General features: G+C 60.8%; 23 protein-coding genes and 2 pseudogenes. 20 read left to right on the forward strand and 5 right to left on the reverse strand.

Going from position 1 to position 23266, the window contains the following annotated elements; genetic code table 11:
- Positions 1-30: 30 nt before the first annotated feature.
- The 5 genes from ACQZ5N_RS19210 (at position 31) to ACQZ5N_RS19230 (ending at position 4764) form a co-directional block, all read left to right on the forward strand.
- Positions 31-657 carry a hypothetical protein gene (locus tag ACQZ5N_RS19210; protein WP_448733813.1) on the forward strand — a complete coding sequence of 209 codons (627 nt, stop codon included), beginning with the start codon at positions 31-33 and terminating at the stop codon, positions 655-657.
- Positions 658-908: 251 nt separating this feature from the next.
- Positions 909-3053, forward strand: a complete 2145-nt coding sequence (locus ACQZ5N_RS19215) for a ParB/RepB/Spo0J family partition protein (protein WP_448733814.1) — start codon at positions 909-911, stop codon at positions 3051-3053.
- Positions 3054-3124: 71 nt separating this feature from the next.
- Positions 3125-3781, forward strand: a complete 657-nt coding sequence (locus tag ACQZ5N_RS19220; protein ID WP_448733815.1) for a hypothetical protein — start codon at positions 3125-3127, stop codon at positions 3779-3781.
- 153 nt (positions 3782-3934) lie between these two features.
- Complete coding sequence (locus tag ACQZ5N_RS19225) at positions 3935-4357, forward strand: antirestriction protein (RefSeq protein WP_448733816.1); 423 nt, start codon at positions 3935-3937, stop codon at positions 4355-4357.
- Between the two features lie 113 nt (positions 4358-4470).
- Entirely contained in the window at positions 4471-4764 is a 294-nt protein-coding gene (locus ACQZ5N_RS19230; RefSeq protein ID WP_448733817.1) for a DUF5983 family protein, read from the forward strand.
- A gap of 25 nt (positions 4765-4789) precedes the next feature.
- Here ACQZ5N_RS19230 and ACQZ5N_RS19235 read toward each other — a convergent pair whose 3' ends face one another.
- On the reverse strand, positions 4790-5113 hold the full coding sequence (locus ACQZ5N_RS19235; protein WP_448733818.1) for a type II toxin-antitoxin system RelE/ParE family toxin: 324 nt from the start codon (positions 5111-5113) through the stop codon (positions 4790-4792).
- Positions 5113-5387: pseudogene (locus tag ACQZ5N_RS19240) on the reverse strand (type II toxin-antitoxin system Phd/YefM family antitoxin). Before ACQZ5N_RS19240 ends, ACQZ5N_RS19235 begins: the two are co-directional and overlap by 1 nt.
- 202 nt (positions 5388-5589) lie before the next feature.
- Between ACQZ5N_RS19240 and ACQZ5N_RS19245 the strand changes: the two are divergent.
- The 3 genes from ACQZ5N_RS19245 (at position 5590) to ACQZ5N_RS19255 (ending at position 9627) form a co-directional block, all read left to right on the forward strand.
- Positions 5590-6792, forward strand: coding sequence for a DUF932 domain-containing protein (locus ACQZ5N_RS19245; protein WP_448733835.1), 1203 nt, complete (start codon positions 5590-5592; stop codon positions 6790-6792).
- A gap of 82 nt (positions 6793-6874) precedes the next feature.
- Positions 6875-8545, forward strand: a complete 1671-nt coding sequence (locus ACQZ5N_RS19250) for a hypothetical protein (protein ID WP_448733819.1) — start codon at positions 6875-6877, stop codon at positions 8543-8545.
- An 86-nt stretch (positions 8546-8631) separates the two neighbouring features.
- Positions 8632-9627: a hypothetical protein gene (locus tag ACQZ5N_RS19255; RefSeq protein ID WP_448733820.1), complete on the forward strand. Its 996-nt coding sequence runs from the start codon at positions 8632-8634 to the stop codon at positions 9625-9627.
- 46 nt (positions 9628-9673) lie between these two features.
- On the opposite strand, the gene ACQZ5N_RS19260 is transcribed toward ACQZ5N_RS19255, so the two are convergent.
- Both ACQZ5N_RS19260 and ACQZ5N_RS19265 read right to left on the reverse strand, forming a co-directional pair.
- The gene (locus ACQZ5N_RS19260; protein ID WP_448733821.1) at positions 9674-9883 is read right to left on the reverse strand and encodes a hypothetical protein; all 210 of its coding nucleotides are present in this window, start codon (positions 9881-9883) and stop codon (positions 9674-9676) included.
- A 92-nt stretch (positions 9884-9975) separates the two neighbouring features.
- Positions 9976-11166, reverse strand: a complete 1191-nt coding sequence (locus ACQZ5N_RS19265; RefSeq protein ID WP_448733822.1) for a DUF1173 domain-containing protein — start codon at positions 11164-11166, stop codon at positions 9976-9978.
- Between the two features lie 311 nt (positions 11167-11477).
- Here ACQZ5N_RS19265 and ACQZ5N_RS19270 point away from each other — a divergent pair, with 311 nt between their 5' ends.
- The 7 genes from ACQZ5N_RS19270 (at position 11478) to ACQZ5N_RS19300 (ending at position 20464) form a co-directional block, all read left to right on the forward strand.
- Entirely contained in the window at positions 11478-11792 is a 315-nt protein-coding gene (locus ACQZ5N_RS19270) for a DUF6117 family protein (protein WP_448733823.1), read from the forward strand.
- Positions 11776-12186 carry a hypothetical protein gene (locus ACQZ5N_RS19275; RefSeq protein WP_448733824.1) on the forward strand — a complete coding sequence of 137 codons (411 nt, stop codon included), beginning with the start codon at positions 11776-11778 and terminating at the stop codon, positions 12184-12186. The genes ACQZ5N_RS19270 and ACQZ5N_RS19275 overlap by 17 nt, the downstream gene beginning before the upstream one ends.
- A gap of 102 nt (positions 12187-12288) precedes the next feature.
- The gene (locus ACQZ5N_RS19280) at positions 12289-12603 is read left to right on the forward strand and encodes a hypothetical protein (RefSeq protein ID WP_448733825.1); all 315 of its coding nucleotides are present in this window, start codon (positions 12289-12291) and stop codon (positions 12601-12603) included.
- Positions 12604-12725: 122 nt separating this feature from the next.
- Positions 12726-17189, forward strand: a complete 4464-nt coding sequence (locus tag ACQZ5N_RS19285; RefSeq protein WP_448733826.1) for a strawberry notch-like NTP hydrolase domain-containing protein — start codon at positions 12726-12728, stop codon at positions 17187-17189.
- A 5-nt stretch (positions 17190-17194) separates the two neighbouring features.
- Positions 17195-18247: a DUF7146 domain-containing protein gene (locus ACQZ5N_RS19290; RefSeq protein ID WP_448733827.1), complete on the forward strand. Its 1053-nt coding sequence runs from the start codon at positions 17195-17197 to the stop codon at positions 18245-18247.
- A 380-nt stretch (positions 18248-18627) separates the two neighbouring features.
- Complete coding sequence (locus ACQZ5N_RS19295) at positions 18628-19557, forward strand: DUF2493 domain-containing protein (RefSeq protein WP_448733828.1); 930 nt, start codon at positions 18628-18630, stop codon at positions 19555-19557.
- A 274-nt stretch (positions 19558-19831) separates the two neighbouring features.
- Entirely contained in the window at positions 19832-20464 is a 633-nt protein-coding gene (locus ACQZ5N_RS19300) for a hypothetical protein (protein WP_448733829.1), read from the forward strand.
- 60 nt (positions 20465-20524) lie between these two features.
- On the opposite strand, the gene ACQZ5N_RS19305 is transcribed toward ACQZ5N_RS19300, so the two are convergent.
- The gene (locus tag ACQZ5N_RS19305; RefSeq protein ID WP_448733836.1) at positions 20525-20794 is read right to left on the reverse strand and encodes an antitoxin; all 270 of its coding nucleotides are present in this window, start codon (positions 20792-20794) and stop codon (positions 20525-20527) included.
- 182 nt (positions 20795-20976) lie between these two features.
- Here ACQZ5N_RS19305 and ACQZ5N_RS19310 point away from each other — a divergent pair, with 182 nt between their 5' ends.
- The 5 genes and pseudogenes from ACQZ5N_RS19310 (at position 20977) to ACQZ5N_RS19330 (ending at position 23171) form a co-directional block, all read left to right on the forward strand.
- On the forward strand, positions 20977-21243 hold the full coding sequence (locus ACQZ5N_RS19310; protein WP_448733830.1) for a type II toxin-antitoxin system ParD family antitoxin: 267 nt from the start codon (positions 20977-20979) through the stop codon (positions 21241-21243).
- Positions 21240-21536 carry a type II toxin-antitoxin system RelE/ParE family toxin gene (locus tag ACQZ5N_RS19315; RefSeq protein ID WP_448733831.1) on the forward strand — a complete coding sequence of 99 codons (297 nt, stop codon included), beginning with the start codon at positions 21240-21242 and terminating at the stop codon, positions 21534-21536. The genes ACQZ5N_RS19310 and ACQZ5N_RS19315 overlap by 4 nt, the downstream gene beginning before the upstream one ends.
- Positions 21537-21575: 39 nt before the next feature.
- Positions 21576-21722 (forward strand): annotated as a pseudogene (locus tag ACQZ5N_RS19320) (type II toxin-antitoxin system VapC family toxin); the annotation flags it as partial.
- Positions 21723-22339: 617 nt separating this feature from the next.
- A complete protein-coding gene (locus ACQZ5N_RS19325) occupies positions 22340-22663 on the forward strand; it encodes a DUF736 domain-containing protein (protein WP_113082129.1) in 324 nt (107 codons plus the stop codon).
- Positions 22664-23006: 343 nt separating this feature from the next.
- Positions 23007-23171 (forward strand): hypothetical protein, encoded by a 165-nt coding sequence (locus tag ACQZ5N_RS19330; protein ID WP_448733832.1) that lies wholly within the window; start codon positions 23007-23009, stop codon positions 23169-23171.
- The last annotated feature ends 95 nt before the right edge of the window (positions 23172-23266 follow it).

The raw sequence follows: 23266 nt of genomic DNA on the forward strand, positions 1-23266 counted from the left end.
TTGCCAGTCTAACTGCGGAGGAATCGGAAGATGTTGCAGAAAAAGGGCAGGAAATTGCAGATTTGGAAAGGCGTCTTGGGTGGCCGCGAGGTCTATGCTCAGACAATTGCAGAGCTACTTCGCAAGGAGCACGGCGACAGCCATCGGGCAGTCAAGCAACTCATGCGCCAGACGGATGCAAGTGAGAGGACCGTCAAGCACTGGCTATCGGCCCAGCACGGCCCGGATACTGTGTATTTCCTCCGTCTGGTGGTTTCGTCGCCCGTTATCCGGGCCTTCGTTCTAGGTCTGATCGAAGGCCCGGCGCCGAGACAGACGCAGGATCCGGTGGATCGGTATTCTCTGGCGACAGCCAAGGACGCTTATGTCACCGGTGAAGCAGCTCTCAGCCCATCAAATCAGGGACATCGGAAAAATGACCCTAAAGATGCCCCTGATCATGACCCTATAAATGACCCTGATGCCGTGGAGCTTAATGAGCGCCAGCACTGGTTCCTCGCAAGGGTCGCGGAAGGTGGCCGATATGGTGCCGCCGAGATCATGGCGATGTGGAAGGTCAGCTTGAAAACAGCACGCCGGGATATTCGCGTCCTCCAATTGGAGAGACTGCTGGTGTATGTCGGTTCTCGGCGAAAAGGACGGTATCGTCGTATGTAGAGATTGTCAGACCGGCCCGCCTTTCGGTTAGCCCAAGATCGGCGACCATGGGAGTCAGCAGACCGAACGGGCAGAACACGATCGCATGACGGCGCTCCAGTAGGCGTGAGGATCTTCGGCCTCGTGCGCCGCCGAGGAATTTGCATGGATAAGGGTGGCGGATGCGGCCGGAGGGAGAGGGGGGAAGGGGAGTTCGTGGCGGATTGTGGTTGTCGGAGAAGGCTCCGGCCGATCCGCCACGGAGAAACGATATGGCACAGGCCATCCAGAAAATCACGCTCAATGCCGGGCGTGACATCCCGTTCAACAAGCTCGTTTTGAGCCAGCAGAACGTTCGCAAGATCAAGGCGGGCGTCTCGATCGAGGAACTTGCCGAAGACATCGCCCATCGCGGACTGCTGACCAGCCTCAATGTCCGCGCCGAGGTCGATGCCGAGGGCAACGAGACCGGAATTTACCGCATCCCGGCCGGCGGCCGTCGCTATCGCGCGCTGGAACTGCTGGTCAACCAAAAGAAACTGTCAAAGACGGCGGTCATTCCATGCATTGTCAGCAAGGGCGACACCCTCGAAGCCGAGGATTCCCTTGCCGAGAACCTCAAGCGCGTCGACCTTCACCCGCTTGACGAGTTTCGGGCCATCATGACGTTGCGCGAACAAGGGCTCGACGAGGAAGAGATTGCCGCCCGGTTCCACATGTCGGCTGCAACGGTGAAACAGCGTTTGCGGCTGGCCTCCGTCTCGCCGCGTCTCCTCGAGCTCTACGCCAGTGACGAGATGAAGCTTGGCCAGGTCATGGCATTCTCGATCACCAATGATCATGCTCGCCAGGAGCAGGTCTGGGACACTATCTCACGGTCGCACAATCAGGACGCCTACTATATCCGCCGGATGCTGACCGAAACCGCCGTCCGCGCCTCCGATCGCCGCGCCGTCTATGTCGGCATCGACGCCTATGAGGCAGCCGGCGGCGTCATGATGCGCGACCTGTTCGAACCGGACAATGGCGGATGGCTGCAGGATCCGGCGCTGCTCGAACAACTCGTGATCGAAAGGCTGACCGCCGACGCGGAGGCGCTGAAGGCCGAAGAAGGCTGGAAATGGGTCGAGGCGGCCTTCGACTTCTCATATGGTCATACCTCCGGCCTTCGCCGTTTCTACGGCAAACAGGCGGAATATACGGAGGAAGAGCTTGCTCGTCATGACGCCCTGAAGGCGGAGTATGACAAGCTCGACGCCGACTATGCCGAGACGGAAGACTACTCCGAGGAAACAGAAGCTCGACTTGAAGAGCTCGGGAATGAACTGGATGCGTTGAACGACCGGCCCTATGTCTTCGATCCGGAAGACGTCGCGCGCGGCGGCGCCTTCATCTCGCTTGCCGTCAGCGGTGAACTGAAGATCGAACGTGGTTTCGTCCGGCCAGAGGATGAGCCCGCTGTCGAGGCGGATGACGCTGACACCAATGACGGCGACGGTCACGGCGGAAAAGACACCATTGCGGCCTCGGTGAACAGTGGCGTTTCGATTAACGGCAAGCCTGCCGGCGTTGAAGAGCCGGAAGACGACGACGGAAAGCTTCGCCCTCTTTCCGATCGCGTCATCGAAGATCTGACGGCCGCCCGCACCGTCGCTCTTCGCAATGCGCTGGCGAACGATCCGGTGATGGCATTCGTCGCCACGCTCCATGTCGCCGTCCTCAAGATCTTCTACAGATACGGGGCGGACTCGTGCCTGGAGATCACGCTCCAGCACACCACATTCGGTCAGGCACAGGGGCTCGGCGATACGGTCTGGGCGAAAGAGATCGAACAGCGGCAGGAATCGTGGGGTCATGATCTTCCCGCGAACGCTGACGAGGTCTGGGACTATTTGGTCTCGCTCGATGAAACCAGCCGCATGGCGCTGTTTGCGCATTGCGTCTCGCTGTCGGTAAACACCACGGTCCAGGCATGGAACAAGCGGGGCAAGGAAAACATCCATGCCCGACAGCTCGCCCGTTCGCTCGGTTTTGGCATGGTGGAAGCGGGCTGGACGCCGACGGTCGACAACTACCTCGAGCGTGTGACCAAGGCGCATATCCTGCAGGCGGTCCGCGAGGCAAAGGGCGAACAGTCGGCGCAGCTTATCGATCATCTGAAGAAGCCCGACATGGCGCGCGAGGCTGCCCGTTTGCTGGAAGGCAGCGGATGGCTCCCCGAAGTGCTGCGGCTTCCAGCCGCCGAAACGACCATGGTCACCGAGGTCGATTCGACGGTGATCTCCGACGGTATCGAAGACGATACTGCCCAACCTGACAACGTCGATCTGCCGGCCTTCCTGACCCGGGACCAGGATGCGGAGGAGGTATCTACCGATCCGGACGACGACGGTGATCATCTGGAAGCCGCCGAGTAACCACACCGAAGCCCGCCCTGACGGAAGCCCGGACGAGAGCCGGGCTTCTCTGTTTTTAAGGAGTACGCGCCATGCCCGCTTACACGATCGAAACGACCTATACCCTGCCGATATTTTGGCACGGCGCCTATATCGCCGACACGCCGGAGGAGGCCTGCAAGGCCGCGCTCGTGGACGACAACTGGGAATCTTTACGGAAGGATTATGATGCCTCAGGTGAGATTTATGTTACCGGTATTTGGAAGGGTGAAAAGGCTCACAACACCGGATCATCGATCCCCGTGCCATCACAGTTTGACGAAGTGGTCCAGCGTCGTGCGGACCACTTCGAGATATTGCTCGGGCTGCTGAAGATGATGGTCCACGATGCTCATGCGACGCGAGCTTTGCCGCCGTACTGGCTGGCGAAGGTGGCGTGGGCAACCGCGCGAGGTGAGGCAATTCTCGCCTGTGCAGCCGATCCCGAGGGGCCGATCGACGCACCGAGGGCAAGCCGTGTTCTCGCGCGCTTGCACGAAGACCGGGTCCGCAGCGCGATAGCCGCCGTACTCGACGTCGATGACAGCTTCGGATCACTTTTGACGGATTCGGTGACCGACGAAGAGATCCAGTCAGCTTGCGAGACCACCATCACAACGGTGGATCTTTCCGATGTGGTGAGTAACGCCGAATTTCACGCGGCAATGACAGCGATCCGGTCTGCGGCCCGTCGTCTCCATCCAGATTGATCGCAGGTGGACCGCTGAAACCTTGCGAGCGCGGCCAGCGCGGGTGGGTGTTGGTCAGCCGGGAAGAGGAGGAGTGGGGCCGGGAGAGGGGGAACCAAGCGGTCGAGAGAGGGCTGCCCGGACTGACTCACTCGCCTCTCTGGAGAAAGATCGATGTCTGTATTCGAAACTGGCCCCCAATCCGCCGCCATTGTTCCTGACGAGCGCCGTTTAAAATTCCTCCCGACCCTGTTCGGGCGCTCGCTGCTGATCATCGCCGAGAACGCTGTTTACAGCCTCATGGAACGGCTGAGCCCCCTCGACTACCGCGGCGGGTTCTGGGACTTCTATGAGCATCAGGGTACGCCGCTGTTTCTGGCGCCGCGATCCAGATCGCGCTTTCGGATCACCGGCGAAATCACCGGGTTTCAGGGGGACGTATCGGCGGAAGCTGCGGGGATTATCGCCACGCTTTTTGCTTTCTCGCATCTCTCCTTCCGGCATCCGTCCGACCATCTCTCGGAAGCCTATGGCCGCCTCTATGTTTATTCCGCTGAGCATCCTGAAGCCGCAGAGATTATGGAGGCGATCGACTGAGGTACCAATGTGGGCCTGCCTCGACGGCTTAGCTATCCAGCAGTCTGAGTGGATTGATCCGGATGGTGTGCCGCCCGGACGAGCCCTCCCGTAATCGGGAAAGGTCGAAACTGATGACGACATTCGAAATCCGCGCATTCGTGACCATCTCGACAGGTCATGTGACCGCCGCAACCGCGAAAATTCTCGACAATACACCCTGCACGGAATGGCCCTGTGTCGGAGGGAGCTACGCAGATTATGGCTGGTTTTTCTACGCCCATGATGAAAACGCCGGCGCGGCCGACCAGCGCATTCCCGACGATCTCTTTGCCGTCATGACATGGGCGCGCCAAAAAGGCTTCAGCCATGTCCTGCTCGATCGCGATGCAGAGCAGGTCGAGGATCTGCCTTGGCACGACTGGTGACATCCGAGCGTCGCGATCGTGCTGTTCAGCGCAACAGCTGTCGTTCGAGGAAGGATTGCATGTCTCGCCGACCGTCGATGATACAACAAATGACCACATCCTCTCCCATGATGCGATGGATCATCCGCCAGGGCTTGTGATATAATTCCCGGTATTCGGTGATGCCGAGGCCCGCCAATTCCTTCGGTACATTCCCCCGGGTGGGCAAATCTTCAAGCTTCAGGCAGGCTTCCTCGATTTCGCCCAGAATTCGTTCCGCGGTCTGGATTCCCTCCCGGGTAGCGAGGAAGCAGTAGAGATCTTCGATGTCCCGTTCCGCATCCTCCGCAAAGAGAACGCGATACGGCATCAGGCTTCGGGCTTCGCCAGGCGCGCACGAAGGCGCGCAAAGGTCTCTTTCGCGGGGCGGAGCTTCCCGTCTTCTACCTGCTTGTTTGTCAGTGCCAGCACCTTCAGGAGCGCCAGCGTCTCCTGCGTCTCCTCATATTGCGTGACGTCTTGAAGCACGGCTTTCGCCTCGCCATGCAATGTGATCACTGCCGGTTATCGGCGAGCTGGCGAATGACCTCTGGCGCATGGGCCTTGAGGTAGCTGATGGGCTTGACCTGTTCCGACAGTTTCATCGTCCTAAACTCCTTTTGACCAGAATATAGACCGTTAATGGTCCGACTGGAAGCGATTGCTCCGAGGTCGCAAGAGGAGGAGGAGGGCCGGTTTGCGGGGCGGCGGTTGCAGGAGGGCCGGAGAGGGCTTCCGGGATTGCCCGTACCGCCGTGCCAGCCTGACGGCGACATCATCCACTCTTTCCTTTCGGGAGACTTCGACATGAACACCATGATTTCCAGCCCCCTTCAGACCCAACGATCGGCGTCGTCGGGTTTCAAGGTCGACATTTCCCGCGGCGAACGCATAGGCCGGGTGTCGTCCGAGTGGTTCTCGCGTCCCGACGACGAGCGCTATCTGTCGCTCTCCGATCTTCATCGCGCCGTCAGCGCCAGAACCGAGCAGGCTCGCGTCCGCACGGTCGAGACCGCCGAAATCCGTGTTGAAGCGACCCGCGACAATGCCGAGCGCTTGTCCCTGATCGTCCCTGGCGGGCGTGAGGCGCTTGCGCCGACGCACTGGAGCTACGGGCAGCTTTGCAGCTTGGTCGGCGCACCCGCAAGCTATATGCGCCAATTGCCCGCGCCGCTTGCAGCGATCAATCTTCAGCATGGGCTCCTCAACCGCAATGCCGAAATGGTGAAAACCCTGGAGATGGATGACGGCCGCCTCGAACTTCGGGCGGTGACCGGTCCGGAATACGGCCGGATCTGGGACAAGGATCTGATCGCCGCCATCATGAACATTGCCGGGAATGGTACCGGCGACACGATCTGGAAGGTGCCGGGCCTGCTCGACTGGTCGACCATGACCCACAACCCCTTCGTCGACATTACCAAGGACACCACGACGCTTTATGCCAGCGACCGCGACGTGTTCGTCTTTCTCTGCGACGACACCCATCCGATCGAGGCGGGCCGCCTGCCGAACGGTGAGCCGGACCTGTATTTTCGCGGCTTCTATGCTTGGAACAGCGAGGTCGGCTCGAAAACGCTTGGAATTGCGAGCTTTTATCTCCGCGCGGTGTGTGCCAATCGCAATCTTTGGGGCACCGAAAATTTCGAAGAAATCACCATCCGCCATTCGAAATTCGCCGCACAGCGCTTCGCCCACGAGGCCGCTCCGGCGCTGACAAACTTCGCCAACTCCTCCCCGGCACCCTTCATCGCCGGCATTCGCGCTGCCCGTGAACGCGTCGTTGCCCGCAATGACGAGGATAGGCAGACGTTCCTCCGCCGCCGGGGTTTCTCCAAGGCCGAAACGGGCAAGATCATCGAGACGGTTTTGTCTGAGGAAGGCAGACCTCCCGAGTCGATCTTTGACTTTGTGCAGGGTATCACCGCGCTGGCGCGGGGAAAGTCGCATCAGGACACCCGGCTCGAACTCGAAGGCAAGGCGAAGAAACTGCTCGAAAGCGCCGCCTGACCAAGGCAGCCCAACGTAAATCCGCATCCATTCCTTCCATCGCCCGGCCATCGCGCCGGGCTTTCTGTTCTGGAGAACCGAAATGACCGATTTCTCATTCCACGCCAAGGTCGCGGCAGAAGCCATCGAAAAGGTCGGCCGCCTGTTCAACGCCGCGATCGACGATATTCTCAACGAGTTGCTGCAAAACGCACGCCGCGCCGGCGCGACAAAGGTGGTGATCGACCAGATTGATGATCCACGTTTCGGCAAAGCCGTGCGCATCGCGGACAATGGCGCCGGCCTCGAAGACCCTCGATCGCTCTTTTCCCTGGGGCAGAGCGGTTGGTCCGAAGCGCTCTCATCTTCCGAAGACGCCGCGGGCATGGGCTTCTTTGCTCTTGCCAATCGAGGGACCACAATCATCGCCCAGCGGAAGGGGACATCGGACTCGTGGCTTATCCAGGCGAGCGCGGAGGCCTTTCATGGTAAGCAGCCCGTCAACGTCGGGCCTGGGCCGCATGACCATAAGGGTGTGACCGTTATTGTTCCCGAGATGGCCAGCGAGAACATTGCCGGAGCCGTTCAGCATGCGGCCCGCTTCTATCCCGTCGCGGTGGAATTTAACGGTGAGATCATGCCGTCGTCGGATTTCCTCGGTGAGGCCGAACATATCGAGGAATGGCGCGGGATACGGATCGGCGTATTCAGTCGTAATCCCGGTCGATACAATTTCGACAACGCCAATTTTCACGGTGTGACGCTCGGAATGCCGCTGCCTGAGCTCCGCCAGTCATGGCATCGATCCTTCTTCGCGCGGGTCGATGTGGTCGATTGCGCCCATCTCAAGCTGGTGCTGCCAGCGCGCAAGGAGGTGGTACGCAACGAAATGTTCGATGCCCTGCTGGAAGAGATCGACCGCATCTATTTCCGCCTGATCGCGGCTTCTGGCCCGCATAGCCTGTCGTTCAAGGATTATCAGCGGGGACGCACCCTCGGCGTCGACCCGAGTGAGGCTGCACCTGCCCTGAGACCGTTTTCCCCGATCTTCGCGGAAGCCGACCGCAATGAATCCTTGCCCGCGAAGCCAGTCGGCCCGAACGCTCGCATCTACGAGGGCGGCAGTCCTCTTGAAGAGCAGAACGTCGCTCGGGCGTTTGCTGCCTGGGGCGATGCTCCGCCGGTTTTCGAACCGAACCACGCTTTTGCCGGCTATCTCTGGTACGACCGGCTTAGCCGGATCGCCCTCACAGGCTATAAGATGGTCACTGGCGATGCCGGTGAGGAGATCGAGCCAGTCGGCTCGTTCGAGACCGAGGGACGACCGGACCGGCTCGAGATCGTCCTTGAGGTGGGAGATGGGCGCGCAGTGAATATCCAGCGCCTCGAAACCGACCTGATCGTCGCAGGTCCCGAATACGGTTCGCTCCACGAGGTGGACATTCTGGTGACGCGACAATCGACGATCACGCCGGTGGCGTTGCGAATGTTCCTGATCGATGCACTGTTTTGCCCGTCCGACGACGCCGACGATGCATCTTACGATCAGCAACTGGAATGGTTTTCCGACGAGGCGGAGGACCTGAGCGTCAACCTGCTGCAATCGGAGGCCGAGGCCGACCTCAATGCCATTATCCGCGCCATTGAGCGCGAGGTGGTGTGGCGTCTCCCGACGAAAGGATCGGTCGTGATCCGGATCGAGGACCGCAAGGTTTCCCTTGAAGGGATGCGCTGCGCTGAAGATACCGCTGCGGAATCTGACCGCGCCGGTTAGCGGCGACCCTCGCACCAGCATTCAGCATTTCCTCACAAGAGCCCGGCCATTGCGCCGGGTTTTGACGTTCATGGAAAGGAGCCGTCATGACCACTCTCGAAACCAGAATTTACACCTATCCGCCTATCCCACTCGCAGACATCAGCCCGCTCGAAATGCTGATCCTCACCAATGTGCTCGAGTGCAGCGAGACCGAGGCGGGCCTTATCCTGTTCACAGATTTCGGGCCGACCAATCCGATCCGCGTGGCGCGCAGCGAACTGGCCGATGCGTATCGCGCCTCGGCGCAATTTATCCAGGAGCCAGTCAATGTCTTCATCGCCAGCCGTGTTCCCGCCCTCCTGTCGGCGGGTGGTAACGTGGCCCAAGACGACACGATGATCAGCATCGATCTCAGTCAGTTCCCGTGGCAATTCGTTGTCCAGGGCATCGTCGCGCGATCCACGGATTTGCGCGAAGTCACCGTGATCCAATGGATGAACCACCCGTCTCAACGTCCCGAGTCCTACGGTGCCGGCGTTTCGCTGATCACCGCCAGGGCTATCCATCATGCGAGCAGCGAAGACCTTCTTGCCCGCTTCCGGCTCCAGGACCAGGCGTTGCGGTCTGCTGCCTCGCCATCGGCCCGTTTGGAGAGCAACAGCGCCTTGGCAGGTATTGCTGCAAGCGATCCGTTCAGGGTGAAGGAGTTTGAGGCGGCGCTCTGCATCTGGGAGGCCATGCTTTATTTTCGCGGGCTTCATCAGGACGGGCGGCCTGTCCCGGACACGACCGTCCGCATGTCGCAAATCTGGGATGTCGTTGGATGGCAGGCTATGCGGTCCCATGTTCGTGCGCTCGTGCCCCTCGCACTCGACATCTATGCCGGCCTGTTCGAGGAACTTGAAAAAGAAGGCTTCACCTTCGATTTCGCGCCAGCCTTCGTTGAGGCCCTGCTCTGGTCCGACGAAGGAGCCGACCGCGCGGGCGAACCGGAAGAGTTTCTCGACGACGTGATGATGGCCGTCAGGTGCCGTCGGCAGGATGTCATCACGAGAAACGCACCCGGCGTCACTCCGGACTCAAGCCGCGCTGGCTCGTGACGAGGAGCGACCTGATGGGCGATGTCGGAACTGGTCTATGCGGCCGTCATGCGCTGAGATCGGCGATGTTCAGGGTCGCGCCAGCGTCCGATGGCTGCTCGGCCGTGCTCGCGTCAATCACGTCAGCCATTTCATTGGCGGCGACCTGATCGCTTGCTGTTTTCAGGTCGATTGCGCCCCAGATCGAGTTTTGTTGCGTGGATTGGCGACGCCGGTTCTTGAACTCGACGACAAACGGCTTTTTCTCTGGTTTCATGATGCTCCGGCTGACTGTAGCGGATGAATTTCTTCGTAGCAGGTGCTCTTATTCGCCGCGTCCTGTCAACGGGCGGTGGCGCCGAACCCGGATCAAGGGAGCGGGGGGATTTCGCCGTCCGCCACACGCCAGACCCACGGGGTGATCTCCGGTCGCGTTTCGATCATATCGGCAAGGGCGTGTTCATAGTCGTCACCGGCACTTGGAGGGACGATAAACATTGCGACGGGTGCCGGCTTCTGCTCCGGCATGATCACCGACGCGATCGGTGCATCGCGCGGCAGGTTGAAACGCAGCCCCTTGACGGTCTTTCGCTTCAGGTGACCGAGCTTTTCCAGCAACCTGAGTTCGTGAATATCCTCGAACGGGAGCCAGTGATCATTGACCACCATCAGCGCGATCTCTTCCACCGATGCAATGCCAGCAGCGGAAATGCCGAAGGTGGCGATGACAATCAAATGGAAAGCCTCGCTCGACCGCCACAGTTCGAGCTCGGTTTCATAGCGCGCGGCCAGCCGCCGCCATGCGCCGTCCTCGATCATCAGCGGGAAAGGCGTGTGTCGCACGATGATTTTCTGGCCTTCGCGCGCCGGGGAAAATTCCTTCACTTCGGCCACGATCATCATCAACTTCCTCGGCGCCGACTTCGTCGCCTGCACGCCCTTGAGTGCCGCCGCCCGCCTTGCGGCGATGCCATCCCTGTCCTCCGGCTGGAATACTTCCGGCACATAGAGCATGTCGATAAGAGGGCAACCTCTTGCCGACATCTGTGACGCAGCATTGATGAGACTGGAGCGAACCCGCCCCCAGCCGCGCCTGCCTTTCCAGGTTGAGCGCCATTCCGTCAATTCGCCAGCCTCCCAGAGATAATGAAGCATTGCCCTGAGCGACAGCTTCTGTGGCTCGCTGTGGATGCCGGCTTCAGATGATTCAGCCGATGCACCAGGTGCTCCACGTGGTCCCCGTTTCGTCAGCGAAAAATCCAGTTTCAGGTCGGTCTTGCCGCTGGCATCGATCTGGATCGCATTGCCGATCAGCGGGCCGAGGCCGGAAAGCTCGTGGGGCGGCTCATAGGAAGGGCAGGCAGGATCATGGTCCCGTCCCGATAGCGGCATCCGTTTGATGAGATACTGGTCCTCGACACGGGCGATGTACATTGGCACGGACGGATCCTTGCACATGCACAATGGTCGCAAACGCTGCTCGTAGGCTTGGGCGAGAAATTCCTGCAATTCAGGGCCGGTTTCCTCGGTGACATGATTTCCGATTGCAAATTTTCGCATCCTTGCTCTCCCTCTCTACTGTCAAATCTATCCGGTAATCGCGCATTTTACTACCGTAAATTAGTCAGTAATGCATGGGGTCGCGAACCAGTATGACGTAATCTCGCCAGCGCTGCAGCCACGGAGGGAGGGCGATTGCGCAGGGGGAGAAAGGGAGATCGGCCGGTGGAGCGCCGGCCGGCCGAGGCTGGAGAGAGTGCGTTCGCTCAAGGCTATCGTCAACGCGTCCCGGCTCTGAACAGCTGGCCGCCCGCATCCACAACCCCGCTGCCCGGTGGTGAACCGGGTTTTTCTTTTTCAGGAGGAACGAAATGACGATACCCAATTATATCAGGGCAAACTTCCGCACCCTGTTGCGAGCGGCGGCGGACGGGAACCTTGCACTTATGGAATGCCTGGATTCGAGCACGCGGGAGCCTCGCTACGTGCTGTGCGCTGTCGGAAGTGATGGAGCGTCCCACCTGTTCACTCCTTTTGGGCACCTGGCCGATGCGAACCCCTATGAGACCTATTTCCCTCCCGATCCCGACACTCCTGACGGCTTTCTGACCGAGCAACAGGTCCAATCCGGCGACCGGTTGCCGAGCGAGGACGACAGTGGAGACGGGAATGCAGATCCGGCGTAAACCCCGACCCGGCGAGATGCCGCCACAGCATCTCGCCCATTCGCTCTATTCAGCGCGACTTGGGGCGCATGATCCGGGTTGCTACCGTTCGACACCACCGGGTGCGCCGGATGTCGCTGCGCTCGTTCGTCCCGGCATGATGATCCGTACGTCTTATGGCACGGGCGGAATAGTCATCACAATCGAAGGTCCCCATGTCCATGTCACGGCCGATGGACGGGAATATCGGCATTTCACGATCGTCTATGTGCCCGCCGACCGGTTCGGCAGACACACGAAGCTCGACTACAACTGGATCAGTGAGTGCGTCGCCGTTAACGGCCGCATCCTGAAGCTGTTCGAAGCCAATACCGACGAAGTCTTTTTCGAAGGCGTGCCCGCGAGCCTGCCCTGATCGGCAGCGCTTGTCGTGTGATTAGCCTCAGCTATCCCCTCCCCAGCCAGGCCCGACGCTCCCCACGGAGCGTCGGGCCTTTTCGTTTCTCAGGAGAGTACCATGACCATTCCTGCAATCGATGTTCGCGCTCCGGCCATTGAGCCGGTTTTTCTGAACTTCCGCTCTGAGGTCGTCCGGCCTGCCTGCTTCGCGGTCGTTTATTGGGACGGCCCCGGCGATACCCTCTACGCTTTCGAGAACCGTGATGCTTTCGAACGCCAACGCGCCACGGCAGAACGTCATTTCGTTCATGTTCACGAATTGTCGGCTGAGGAGGCCGCGGACTGGATCGTTGCCGGCGGTAAAGCTGTCCTGCATGAGGTATCGGCAGGTGCCGCCGCCGTATTCGGCAACCTCAAACTCGCGCCCCGATGAAAAGCCGGGAGCCTGCCGCCTATGTCGCCTCGGAGGGAAAGAGGGGCCGGAAAGGGGGGCCTGCCGGGGTTTGGAGAGCGTCCGGGCGGGCTTGTCCTTTCCCGCTCTCGACAGGATCTCCTATGAACATCATTTCTTCCCGCGCCGCGAACACGGCCGCTACTTCGCTTGTTTCCGCCAGCCGTGCGGACAACATTCTCAACGCCAGCCGTGAGCTTCTGCCGTTTCTCGAACGCGGCCATGCCATCGGCGCAGCCGATCTCCGCACCATCCTGATGAACGCCTTTGGCGGCTCGGATGCCGAGGGCTTCTGGTCCTGGAAGGACGCCTATGAGGCAACGGAAGTGGCGCAAGTCCATTTCTTGCGCAAGTTCGGCGGCGCGATCGGCTCCCGTGCGAACGCGCCGCAGGCAGCGCTTGCCATGCTCAACAAGGTTGCAGGCTTGATCCCGACCCACACCCGGCGTTCAGAGGAAAGCCAGCAACTCCAGCAGTTTTCCACGCCGATACCGCTCGCCTACGTCGCGGCCCGTGCCGCAGGTCTCATGGCCGGCGACATAGTGTTCGAACCGTCGGCCGGAACCGGTCTGATGGCGATCTTCGCGGAACTCGCTCGCGCGCGACTGTCTCTCAACGAATATGCTCCTGTTCGCCACGGCCTTCTGAAGCATCTCTTCACGGGTTCGCCGGTCACACAGCACGACGCTGCCCATATCGACGACTATCTCGATCGCGCGACTCGTCCGACCGTCGTGCTGATGAACCCGCCGTTTTCCACGGGCGTTCATGTCGAAGGCCGGATGGTCGACGCCGCATGGCGTCATCTCGCCTCCGCCTTCGCGCGGCTTGCCCCCGGCGGCCGGCTGGTTGCAATCACCGGCTCCAGCCTTTCTCCCGACAATCCCAAATGGCGAGACGCCTTCGTCCGGCTTCAGGACCGCGGCACGGTTCTGTTCAGCGCCGCGATCGATGGCAGCATCTACGCCCGCCACGGCACGACGATGGAAACCCGCCTGACGGTCATCGACAAGATCGCCGCCGCCGATCCGGCAAAGCTCGTTGCATCGCAGGGTGTGGCGCCCGATCTGGAGACGTTGCTCACCTGGATCTCGGGCCTTCCGCCTCGCTCCCCATCCACCGCGCCGAACTCCATCGGCGCGCTTTCCAACGGAATCCTGAGTGCCTGTGCAGCGAAGATGGCTGCCCGCAAAGCGGCCGACACCATGCGCCCTGCGGCGGTGATGGCTCCAGCAAACCACCCTTTAGCCGCTCATGCGCCGCGTCCGGCGTCCTCGCCGGTATCCCGGATCGACGATGACGTCGTCGAGCTGTCCTACGAACTGCGCGACGAAGCGACAGACGCACGCGCCGATGTCGCCGATGGGATCTACGAACCCTATCAATTGCAAGCGATCAGGATTCCGGATGCAAGACCGCATCCGGACAAGCTGGTCGAATCCGTCGCCATGGCGTCGGTCGCCCCGCCCAAACCGAGTTACCGTCCGCATCTGCCAAAGCGCATCGTGTCCGGCGGCGATCTCTCTGACGCCCAGCTTGAAAGCGTGATCTATGCCGGCGAGGCCCATTCCGGTTATCTTGCTGGCCACTGGTCCCTCGATGCCAGTTTCGACAATTTGAAGGCGGTCACCCCGGAGACCGAAGGCGGTGTCCGCTTTCGCCGAGGCTGGTTTTTGGGCGATGGCACGGGAGCCGGAAAAGGCCGCCAGGCCGCCGGCATCATATTGGACAATTGGCTGAAGGGTCGTCGCCGGCACCTGTGGATCTCGAAATCCGAGACCCTGATCGAGGATGCCCAGCGTGACTGGGCGGCACTCGGCCAGGAAAAGCTGCTGGTGACGCCATTGTCACGCTATCGGCAGGGAAAACCGATCAAACTCGATGAAGGCATCCTCTTCGTCACCTTCGCGACACTGCGCACCGATGAGCGCGAGGGCAAACGCTCGCGTGTGCAGCAGATCGTTGACTGGCTGGGTCAAGAGGCGGGGAGCGGCGACGCCGCGACAGGGAGCGCAAAAGGCTTCGACGGCGTCGTCATCTTCGATGAAGGGCATACCATGGCCAATGCCGCTGGTGGCAAGTCGGATCGCGGCGAGAAGTCTGCCTCGCAACAGGGCCGGGCCGGCCTTCGCCTTCAGCGCGCTCTGCCGAATGCCCGCGTTGTCTACGTTTCCGCGACTGGCGCATCCGAGGTGGAGTCGCTCGCCTATGCCGAGCGCCTCGGTCTCTGGGGTGGTGCGGACTTTCCCTTCTCGACCCGGTCCGAGTTTATCGCGGCGATTGAGGATGGCGGCGTGGCCACGATGGAAGTCCTGGCCCGCGATCTCAAGGCCATGGGCCTTTATGCCTCGAGGTCCCTGTCCTTCGAAGGCGTGGAATACGACATCCTCGAACACGAACTGACCGAGGAGCAGGTCTGCATCTACGACTCTTATGCCGAAGCGTACCAGATCATCCACAATCATCTCAATCTGGCACTGGAGGCTTCGGGCATCACATCGAGCGGCGGCACGCTCAACAAACAAGCCAAAGCCTCCGCCCGCTCCGCCTTCGAAAGCACCAAGCAGCGCTTCTTCAACCATCTCCTGACGTCGATGAAGACGCCGGCGCTGATGAGTGCCATCAAGGCGGACGTGAAAGAAGGCCACGCGGCGATCGTCCAGATCATATCCACCGGCCAGTCCCTGATCGAGCGCCGGCTCGCGGAAATCCCGACAGAGGAATGGAGCGATATCCAGGTGGATGTCACGCCGCGTGAGATCGTCGCCGAGTACCTCAACAATTCCTTCCCGACCCAGCTCTTCGAGGAATATTCTGACGCTGAAGGCAATCTCCTGTCGCGCCCGGTCTATGACGCCGATGGCAATCCCGTCCTGTGCCGCGAAGCCGTTGCACGCCGTGATACGCTGCTCGAACGGCTTGGCAGTCTTCCTGCCGTTCCGACCGCTCTCGACCAGATCGTCCAGCAATTCGGCACTGGTCAAGTGGCCGAGATCACCGGCCGCGGCCGCCGCATCGTTCGGCGCGAGGATGGCGGCACGATCGATCGCTTTGCCGTCGAGAGCCGGCCGGGCAGCGCCAACCTCGACGAGACCCGCGCCTTCATGGACGACGAGAAGCCGATCCTGATTTTCAGCGAGGCTGGGGGAACGGGGAGATCCTATCATGCCGATCTCGGAGCGAAGAACCAGCGCCGGCGTCTCCACAATCTCCTCGAAGCCGGCTGGCGAGCAGATGTGGCGATCCAGGGGCTCGGCCGCAGCCATCGCACCAACCAGGCACAGCCTCCGCGTTTCCGCATGATCGCCACCAATGTGAAAGCCGAACGGAGGTTTCTGTCGACGATCGCAAGACGTCTCGACACGCTCGGCGCCATCACTCGCGGGCAGCGCCAGACCGGCGGTCAGGGTATGTTCCGCAGTGAAGACAACCTCGAATCCCAATATGCCCGGGACGCGATGCGGCAGTTCTACAAGCTGGTCCATGCCGGCGGTATCGAAGGCTGCTCGCTGGAAAAATTCGAGGCGATCACCGGCCTGTCGCTAACGGCAGAAGAGGGTGGACTCAAGGATGAACTGCCGCCGATCCACACCTTCCTGAACCGCATGCTGGCATTGACCATCGCCATGCAGAACCTGCTGTTCGACGCCTTCGAGCAATTGCTGGCCGCCCGCATCGAGGGCGCGATCGCCGCGGGCGTCTACGACAAGGGTCTTGAGACACTGACCGCAGACCATATGACGGTGAAGAACCGGCGGCTTGTCTACACCCATCCGGTCACTGGCGCTCAATCACACCTTCTGACCATCGAGCGTATGGATCGCAACAGGCCAATGCCGCTCGCCGATGCTCTGGGCCTCCCCATGCGCGATCCGCACGCTGTACTGATGATCAACGGCAAGTCGGGCCGCCCGGCGGTGCAGGTTCCTACCCGATCGGTCATGCTCGACGACGGTTCGATCCAGCCGCGCGTCGCGCTCATCCGGCCGATGGATGAGATCCGCTTCGAAGTGCGCCAGCTGGAAGAAACAAATTGGGAAGCGACGGACGAACAAAGCTTTGCCGGCGCATGGCAGGCCGAAGTCGCCGGCCTCCCGGAATTCTCGGTGTCCACCATGCATGTGGTGTCGGGCCTGTTGCTGCCGATCTGGAAGCTGCTGCCGCAGGATTACTGCCGGGTCTATCGTCTCCAGACCGATGACGGCGAGCGCATCGTGGGACGTCTGGTCTCCCCGGAGGGGCTGACGCGGCTTTGCCGGAATTTTGGGCTCGACCAGACCGAGGTCGTCAGCGCCGCTGAGGTCTGGCAATCGCTGCTCGGCGGCTCCTCTGTCGTCGCGCTTGCCGGCAACATGACCCTCAGGCGCGTCCGGGTGATGAACGACTATCGCGTCGAGCTCACCGGCTTCACCGATGGCATGCGCGACAGACTGCGATCGCTCGGCCTGTTCTCCGAAATGATCGCCTGGAAGGTCAGGTTCTTCATCCCGACCTCGGATGAGGGATTGGCGATCCTCTCCCGTCTGATCGAGCGATATCGCATCGTCGACGTTGCTGGCCGGGGGTAACCCTCATGTCGTCCGCGTCTGAACTGGCGGATCGTCTCGCGCGCAATGCCGAGGCGTTCTGCCGTCATTATCTCTCCGCTGGCCGCAGGGCCGGCAACTACTGGATCGTTGGCGATGTCGCCAACAACAAGGGTAAGTCGCTCTATGTCCACCTCTCCGGTCCTCGCATGGGAAGGTGGGTGGATGCGGCGACGGCTCAGTTCGGCGATCTGCTCGATCTCGTGCGGGAAACCTGCGGGCTGGTCGATTTCCGCGACGTGGCCGATGAGGCGCGGCGTTTTCTGAACGAACCCCAATCCGGCCCCGCGTCGTCCCACAGGGACGACGCCCGCCCAGATCCGCCGGTCGACAGACCGGCAAACGAACGCGCACAGCGCCTGTTCCGGATGACGCAGCCGCTTGCGCGTACGCTGGCCGACAGCTATCTGCGCCAGCGGGGCATCCTGCGGGCGGCTTTGCATCCCGCGCTCCGGTTTCACCCCTCCTGCTACTATCGCGATCTTGTCACGGGCAGGACGAGCAGCTTTCCGGCGCTGATCGCAGCCGTAACCGATCGCTTCGGAACGATCACCGGTGTGCATCGCACGTATCTCGATCGCTGCGGGCTCGACCCGGGCAGCATCGGCAAGGCGCAGGTGGACACGCCGCGGCGTGCTCTTGGAGGCTTGCTCGGCAATGCCGTACGCTTCCGTTTCTCCGTCGATTGCCCCGTGCCGGTCATGATCGCTGGCGAGGGGCTCGAAAGCATCCTGTCGCTGTCGCATGTGATGCCTTCCATGCCGATGGTCTCGGCGCTGACCGCCAATCACCTTGCCGCCTTCCGGCCACCGGACGAGTGCGAGCGCCTCTACATTGCGGCGGACGCGGATGCCGCCGGCAGGCACGGCATCGAGGGATTGAGCCGCCGGACGCAGTCGCTCGGCATCCTGCCGCTTGTGCTCACACCGCAACTCGGCGACTTCAACGAAGATCTGCGCCAACTCGGACCGGACCGGTTGATCGCCAATCTGCGGGCGCAACTCGCCCCGGAAGATACTCAGGCCTTCCTGTCCGTGTAATGCGGCCATGATGGGGGCGAGGAGGGTTGCGGCGGCGTGGTTGGGAAGGCCGGTGCTTGCCGGTCGCCGCCCGGACGGGCGCGCGCCCGCGGGCCTGCCGGGAGGCGACCCTTACCATGCGGCGGGCGGGCCGCCAGCCGCCGCCGGAAAAGTTTTTTCCCCGCACCGGCTCTCCCCGCGCATCGGCTGCTCCGAAAACCGGTTCCCACTTTTCGGGCCAATGCGGCGCCAGTGCTCCTCGCGGGACAAAAAACCTTGCCGGCGGGGCCCACTGCTTTGCGTGGCCGCAGCGCGCAGCGCCGCGGTTCTGGCCCGCCTCCGCATGGACAGGGATCGCCGTCAGGCCGCGAGAGGCGCGGCCCAAACCGACGGAGACCATCATGAACCTCATACTTCCCAACGACGACGCCTTCGAGCCCCACCACGAGTCTTCCCCAACCGACCGCTTCATCTACGAGATGCAGCTCTACGGCCATCGCCCCTTCCAGGACGAGCCGGATCCACGACCGCTCCCCGAGGAGCCCGTGGTCCAGTCGGCGCTGACCGCAATCTTCGACGCCCTGTTCGAAATGCTCGGCGATACGCGGCTGGAGCCAGATCTCGAAGACCTGCTCTGGTCGGTTCCCAACCTCTTTCACCGCGCCGGCGAACGCATTCAGCGCGAGCTTCAGCGCAACGAGGATGCCCAGCGGACTGGTCAGCGCGAGCAGGATGGCTCGGAGGTCAAGAGTGTCGAGCTGGAGCGTCTGGTCGCCGAAGGCATCACACTTATCGAGCGCCGCAACGCCTTCGAGTTCATGCGCGACTTTGCGGCCGACCTGTTCGAGGCCCAGACAGGATCGGCCTGGCGCCCGCGCACCGGCTCCAAGGTCAGCCATACCAACATGACCGCGGCGATGATCGACTCCAGAGACTTCCTGTCGGCCCGTAGGCGAGCCGAGACCGAGGTGCTGATCCCGACCGGCACCAAGATCGCCTTCGGCGGCGGTATGGACTATAACGACCATGAGCAAATCTGGGCCGCCCTCGACAAGGCCCATGCCAAATATCCTGATCTGGTCCTGCTGCACGGCGGCTCACCGAAGGGCGCCGAGCGCATTGCCGCCTGCTGGGCCGAGGCCCGCAAGGCGACACAGATCGCCTTCAAGCCTGACTGGACGAAACATGCCAAGGCGGCTCCGTTCCGTCGCAACGATGCCATGCTCTCGGTCATGCCGGCGGGTGTCATCATCTTTCCCGGTTCCGGGATCACCGGTAATCTTGCCGACAAGGCCCGCCAGTTCGGCATCCCGGTCTGGCGCTTCGGCTGAGACAATCCGTAAACGCCCTTCAGAGGCCGTTCGGTTCAACCGCAGCGGCCTCTGAAATACTCCCAGATCATCATGTGACCAGTGGTCTCGACCTCTCGCGCGCAAGGGAAGCCAACGTTGAGCCTGGAGACACTGGCCGGGTATGGTTGATGTCGCACGACCGGATGCTATAGTTCGACCAGGATATCGTGCGACTGACGAGGGTGCTATGTCGAACTCTGTTTCATCGTTTGAACAACGACGCTCATCTCTTCGTCGAGCGGAGATATTCGTCATGTTTCCATTCCGCACAGCCGTCGTGCTTGGCGCTCTTGGATTTGCTTATTTCGCGCTCGTTTTGAGGCAGCAGGAAAACCCATTGTGGCTGGAGACCGCAGCAACGGTCGGCGCGTGGGTTCTTGTCCTGGCTAGTATTGTCCGCTCAGTGATTGCACTGACGACCTCGCCGTACGGACGCTATAACCGTGGCGCGAGTATAACTGTCTCGTTAATCGGGAAGTTCATATCGGAACTGCCCGGACTGAAGCACAGATATCTTGAGATGAGGTTCAGTGATCCGGCCTCATCAATACGCTTCCGTTTTCCATGGCGGATGAAGTATAGCGCTGTTTCGCCGTCGCTCCGATCTATCGAGGTCCTGCTTCTCGCGGTGCGGGCAATGCCTTCCGTGCTGATCCTTGTCGCCTTCGGCTTGATTGTCGGCAATGCCGATCTATGGGGACCGGCACTCGGACAGCCCGCTTTTGCGATCATTATCGCTTTCGGATGGATGATTATTGTTTTGAGCGCTATCGCGGTCTTGCTTTTTTTGATCGACGCAATGTTTCTACTCTTCGCCGAGGGCATCAAACCGGATTTTGCGAACAGAGCACACCGGATAGGGCACTGGTTACTGTCTCTCCGTTGACTTCCTTCGGTCGACCAGTCTTCAACGCAATGACCGTATTCGTGTCGAGAAGATGTGAGATCACACCGTATCAAGCTCCGGCCGGTCCTGTGGTTTGGGCTGCTCGCGCCCGCGTTTCATGAAGTCGTCGCTTAAGCCTCGCGCCATCGCTGCTTTCAGGGACGACCACGCCGCACCACGCTCGACGTGCGGGCGCAGAATGAGTGCATCACCCTCCTTCATTATGTCCACACGATCGACATCGAAACGAAATTCTCTCGGCAGGCGAACCGCCTGAGAGCTACCGGACTGACGCGGACGACATGGGGCATGGCTCCCTCCTCTCTGTATATATTATGATGTATATACGTCGTTTCTGCCCCCCGATTTCAAACAATTTTTGTGACGCAAGGGCATGTCACATTCCAAATATCACGTTGGGCACACTTGCATGTGACGTAAAAGGCGGTGAGCATTGATAATAGTTGATAAATCGAATATCCTTTGAGAACACACTCGACGGAGATTTTGACATGATCAGTGCCGATTTGGGTAAACAACTCGAAAGCTATATCCAGCAGCTTGTCGATACGGGTCGCTATGGCTCCAAGAGCGAAGTGCTGCGCGAGGGCGTGCGGCTTGTGCAGGACAGAGAAACAAAGCTGGCCGCACTCGATGCGTCGATTATGCGTGGGCTGGCCGATGCTGACGCCGGCCGCACGAAGCCGGCCAGTGACGTCTTTGACCGCTTGGAGGCCAAATATCGTGCGATGGCTGCAAAGGATGAACAGTCCGCATGATCGTTGAATTTTCCGGCGAGGCGGAAAGCGATCTTGAAAACATCGCGGATTACATCGCCAACGATAATCCGCGCCGGGCGCTCTCCTTCGTCCAGGAATTACGCGGCAAGTGCGAAGCATTGGCATACAATCCCTTGGCGTTTCCTCTGGTGCCCCGATATGAAGGTTACGGTATTCGCCGCCGGGTGCATGGCAACTATCTGATTTTTTATCGTGTAGACGCCGAACAAGTGGTCATTGTCCATATCTTGCATGGTGCATCGGACTACGCTGCCGTACTCTTTGAAAGATAGGCTGACGCGGAGAGAATTCGGCTAACATCATTTTTTGCTGCTCTCCCGCTTCTTCACTGCAATCCCTTCGATCATCTCCTCATGGCCCAGGCCGTGGCAGAGGAGGCGCATTTCGTTTCGGAGGATCAGAATGTCCCGCTCTACGGCATTACGTTTGTGACTTGCTCGGGTCCTGTCACCTTGTAATCTCCGATGGGCCTGGCTTTGTCGACGAAGCCATCCCAGTTCGCTCAATACTGCTGGCCTGCCGGCGAGCCGTTTGCTAGAGGGTCTCAACTTTCCGGTGGCCAGGATAACCGGGCAAGCTAGCAAAGATCGCGCATGGGATGTCGGGCGGGTTCAGCGCCACCAGATGTTGCCGCAGGGTCGGCAATGGACAGAACGGTTGCCGTGCCGATCGTTCTGTCCGTGAAGGAAGGGCGAGGCGGGAACGTCGCCGCATGCCTTTCGAGCCGGGAGCGGTCGGTACGAGGTGGTGTTCCCCGGATGGCGGCGAAACGCTTGTTGTGGGGCTGTACTGCTGCTTTGCACAGCGCCGGACCGGGCAGCCACGATGGTGCCTTGTCCTTCGATTGCCCCGAACCATTCCCGTTGTATGTCGCTCGTATAGACGACCGCCCGCTTTTGCGGCCAACCCCTGAAGGGGTAAGACTCGCCCGAAATTTTTGCAAAATTCTATTTCGGTTCCTTGTCTTGGGGGAAAATACAATTTTGCAAAATTTTCGGGCGAGCTGACCGCAGCAGCCGGCCGTCTCTTCGTGCGCCATCGGGAATGGTCCCGAGCAACCGAAGGAGACAATACCATGGCCACCACGATCGCAACCCTGACGCAGAAGACCGACGGCAGCCTCGAAGGCGTTTTCGCCACTATCCGGGTCAACGCACCGATCGCTATCGTCCCGAATGCCCAGAAGGCAAGCGAGGAAGCCCCCGATTTTCGCGTCATCCATCGCAAGACAGGCTTCGAGATCGGCGCGGGCTGGAACCGCATCGCTCGCCAGACCGGCGAGGAATACCTCTCGGTGAAGCTGGAGGCGCCCGAGATCGGCGTGATCTTCGGCAATCTCGCACAGGCCCCCGGTGGCGATCCGGCGAAGAAGGTGATCCTCTGGAACAACCCGAACTGAGTGGCAGGCAGCCGGCCCCGAGCGATCGGGGCCGGCTTCGGCATTTTGGCGCTGACCGCCGCGTTGTCATGGGAGCGAAAGCGGGCATCGAGCCCGCTTCCGCTCCTCCGGTGCCAAACGAGACCAAACTTTGTCTGCTCAGTCCGTCCCAGGGTGCCATGGCGACCCGAATGCCTCAAGGACGAGCGGTGCCCCCAATTTTCAGCCGCAGCCCCTGCGGGACCGCGTCAGAAAATCGGCTCCCCCACTCGCCGCCTCCGGCGGTCGCGTTCCGCGCTCCTTGACCCATCCGGCCCGCCATGACCGCGGGCGGCGTCTTTCACCAACATCAAGGAGATGACCAATGTCGATAGATCAGCATATCGAGGAACTGCGCGCCGAGCTGCGGAACGCCGTCCATCGCAACGAGCGCCGCTGGATCGAGAAGGAACTGGCGAAGGCACTGGCCGAGCGCGAGGCGCTCTGGGCCGCGCAGACGGCCTTCCTCAAGAACGAGCCGCCCTTCTAGCACTACTTTGGCAGATTAACCGACGGTTAATGATAATCGGCCATCTTTGGCCCCTCAAAAAGGGGTGCGGTGGATGGTGGAGCAGAATATTGCAC

The organism is Agrobacterium sp. 22-221-1 (genome assembly GCF_053522445.1).

Excerpts from the sequence above, each read along its gene's own strand:
- ACQZ5N_RS19280 (WP_448733825.1), top strand. The coding sequence starts at position 12,289 with ATGACCATTCCTGCAATCGATGTTCGCGCTCCGGCCATTGAGCCGGTT.
- ACQZ5N_RS19285 (WP_448733826.1), top strand. The coding sequence starts at position 12,726 with ATGAACATCATTTCTTCCCGCGCCGCGAACACGGCCGCTACTTCGCTT.
- ACQZ5N_RS19235 (WP_448733818.1), bottom strand. The coding sequence starts at position 5,113 with ATGCCGTATCGCGTTCTCTTTGCGGAGGATGCGGAACGGGACATCGAA.
- ACQZ5N_RS19230 (WP_448733817.1), top strand. The coding sequence starts at position 4,471 with ATGACGACATTCGAAATCCGCGCATTCGTGACCATCTCGACAGGTCAT.
- ACQZ5N_RS19245 (WP_448733835.1), top strand. The coding sequence starts at position 5,590 with ATGAACACCATGATTTCCAGCCCCCTTCAGACCCAACGATCGGCGTCG.
- ACQZ5N_RS19255 (WP_448733820.1), top strand. The coding sequence starts at position 8,632 with ATGACCACTCTCGAAACCAGAATTTACACCTATCCGCCTATCCCACTC.
- ACQZ5N_RS19275 (WP_448733824.1), top strand. The coding sequence starts at position 11,776 with ATGCAGATCCGGCGTAAACCCCGACCCGGCGAGATGCCGCCACAGCAT.
- ACQZ5N_RS19290 (WP_448733827.1), top strand. The coding sequence starts at position 17,195 with ATGTCGTCCGCGTCTGAACTGGCGGATCGTCTCGCGCGCAATGCCGAG.
- ACQZ5N_RS19210 (WP_448733813.1), top strand. The coding sequence starts at position 31 with ATGTTGCAGAAAAAGGGCAGGAAATTGCAGATTTGGAAAGGCGTCTTG.
- ACQZ5N_RS19265 (WP_448733822.1), bottom strand. The coding sequence starts at position 11,166 with ATGCGAAAATTTGCAATCGGAAATCATGTCACCGAGGAAACCGGCCCT.
- ACQZ5N_RS19220 (WP_448733815.1), top strand. The coding sequence starts at position 3,125 with ATGCCCGCTTACACGATCGAAACGACCTATACCCTGCCGATATTTTGG.
- ACQZ5N_RS19270 (WP_448733823.1), top strand. The coding sequence starts at position 11,478 with ATGACGATACCCAATTATATCAGGGCAAACTTCCGCACCCTGTTGCGA.
- ACQZ5N_RS19310 (WP_448733830.1), top strand. The coding sequence starts at position 20,977 with ATGATCAGTGCCGATTTGGGTAAACAACTCGAAAGCTATATCCAGCAG.
- ACQZ5N_RS19250 (WP_448733819.1), top strand. The coding sequence starts at position 6,875 with ATGACCGATTTCTCATTCCACGCCAAGGTCGCGGCAGAAGCCATCGAA.
- ACQZ5N_RS19295 (WP_448733828.1), top strand. The coding sequence starts at position 18,628 with ATGAACCTCATACTTCCCAACGACGACGCCTTCGAGCCCCACCACGAG.
- ACQZ5N_RS19330 (WP_448733832.1), top strand. The coding sequence starts at position 23,007 with ATGTCGATAGATCAGCATATCGAGGAACTGCGCGCCGAGCTGCGGAAC.
- ACQZ5N_RS19215 (WP_448733814.1), top strand. The coding sequence starts at position 909 with ATGGCACAGGCCATCCAGAAAATCACGCTCAATGCCGGGCGTGACATC.
- ACQZ5N_RS19225 (WP_448733816.1), top strand. The coding sequence starts at position 3,935 with ATGTCTGTATTCGAAACTGGCCCCCAATCCGCCGCCATTGTTCCTGAC.
- ACQZ5N_RS19315 (WP_448733831.1), top strand. The coding sequence starts at position 21,240 with ATGATCGTTGAATTTTCCGGCGAGGCGGAAAGCGATCTTGAAAACATC.
- ACQZ5N_RS19260 (WP_448733821.1), bottom strand. The coding sequence starts at position 9,883 with ATGAAACCAGAGAAAAAGCCGTTTGTCGTCGAGTTCAAGAACCGGCGT.
- ACQZ5N_RS19300 (WP_448733829.1), top strand. The coding sequence starts at position 19,832 with ATGTTTCCATTCCGCACAGCCGTCGTGCTTGGCGCTCTTGGATTTGCT.
- ACQZ5N_RS19325 (WP_113082129.1), top strand. The coding sequence starts at position 22,340 with ATGGCCACCACGATCGCAACCCTGACGCAGAAGACCGACGGCAGCCTC.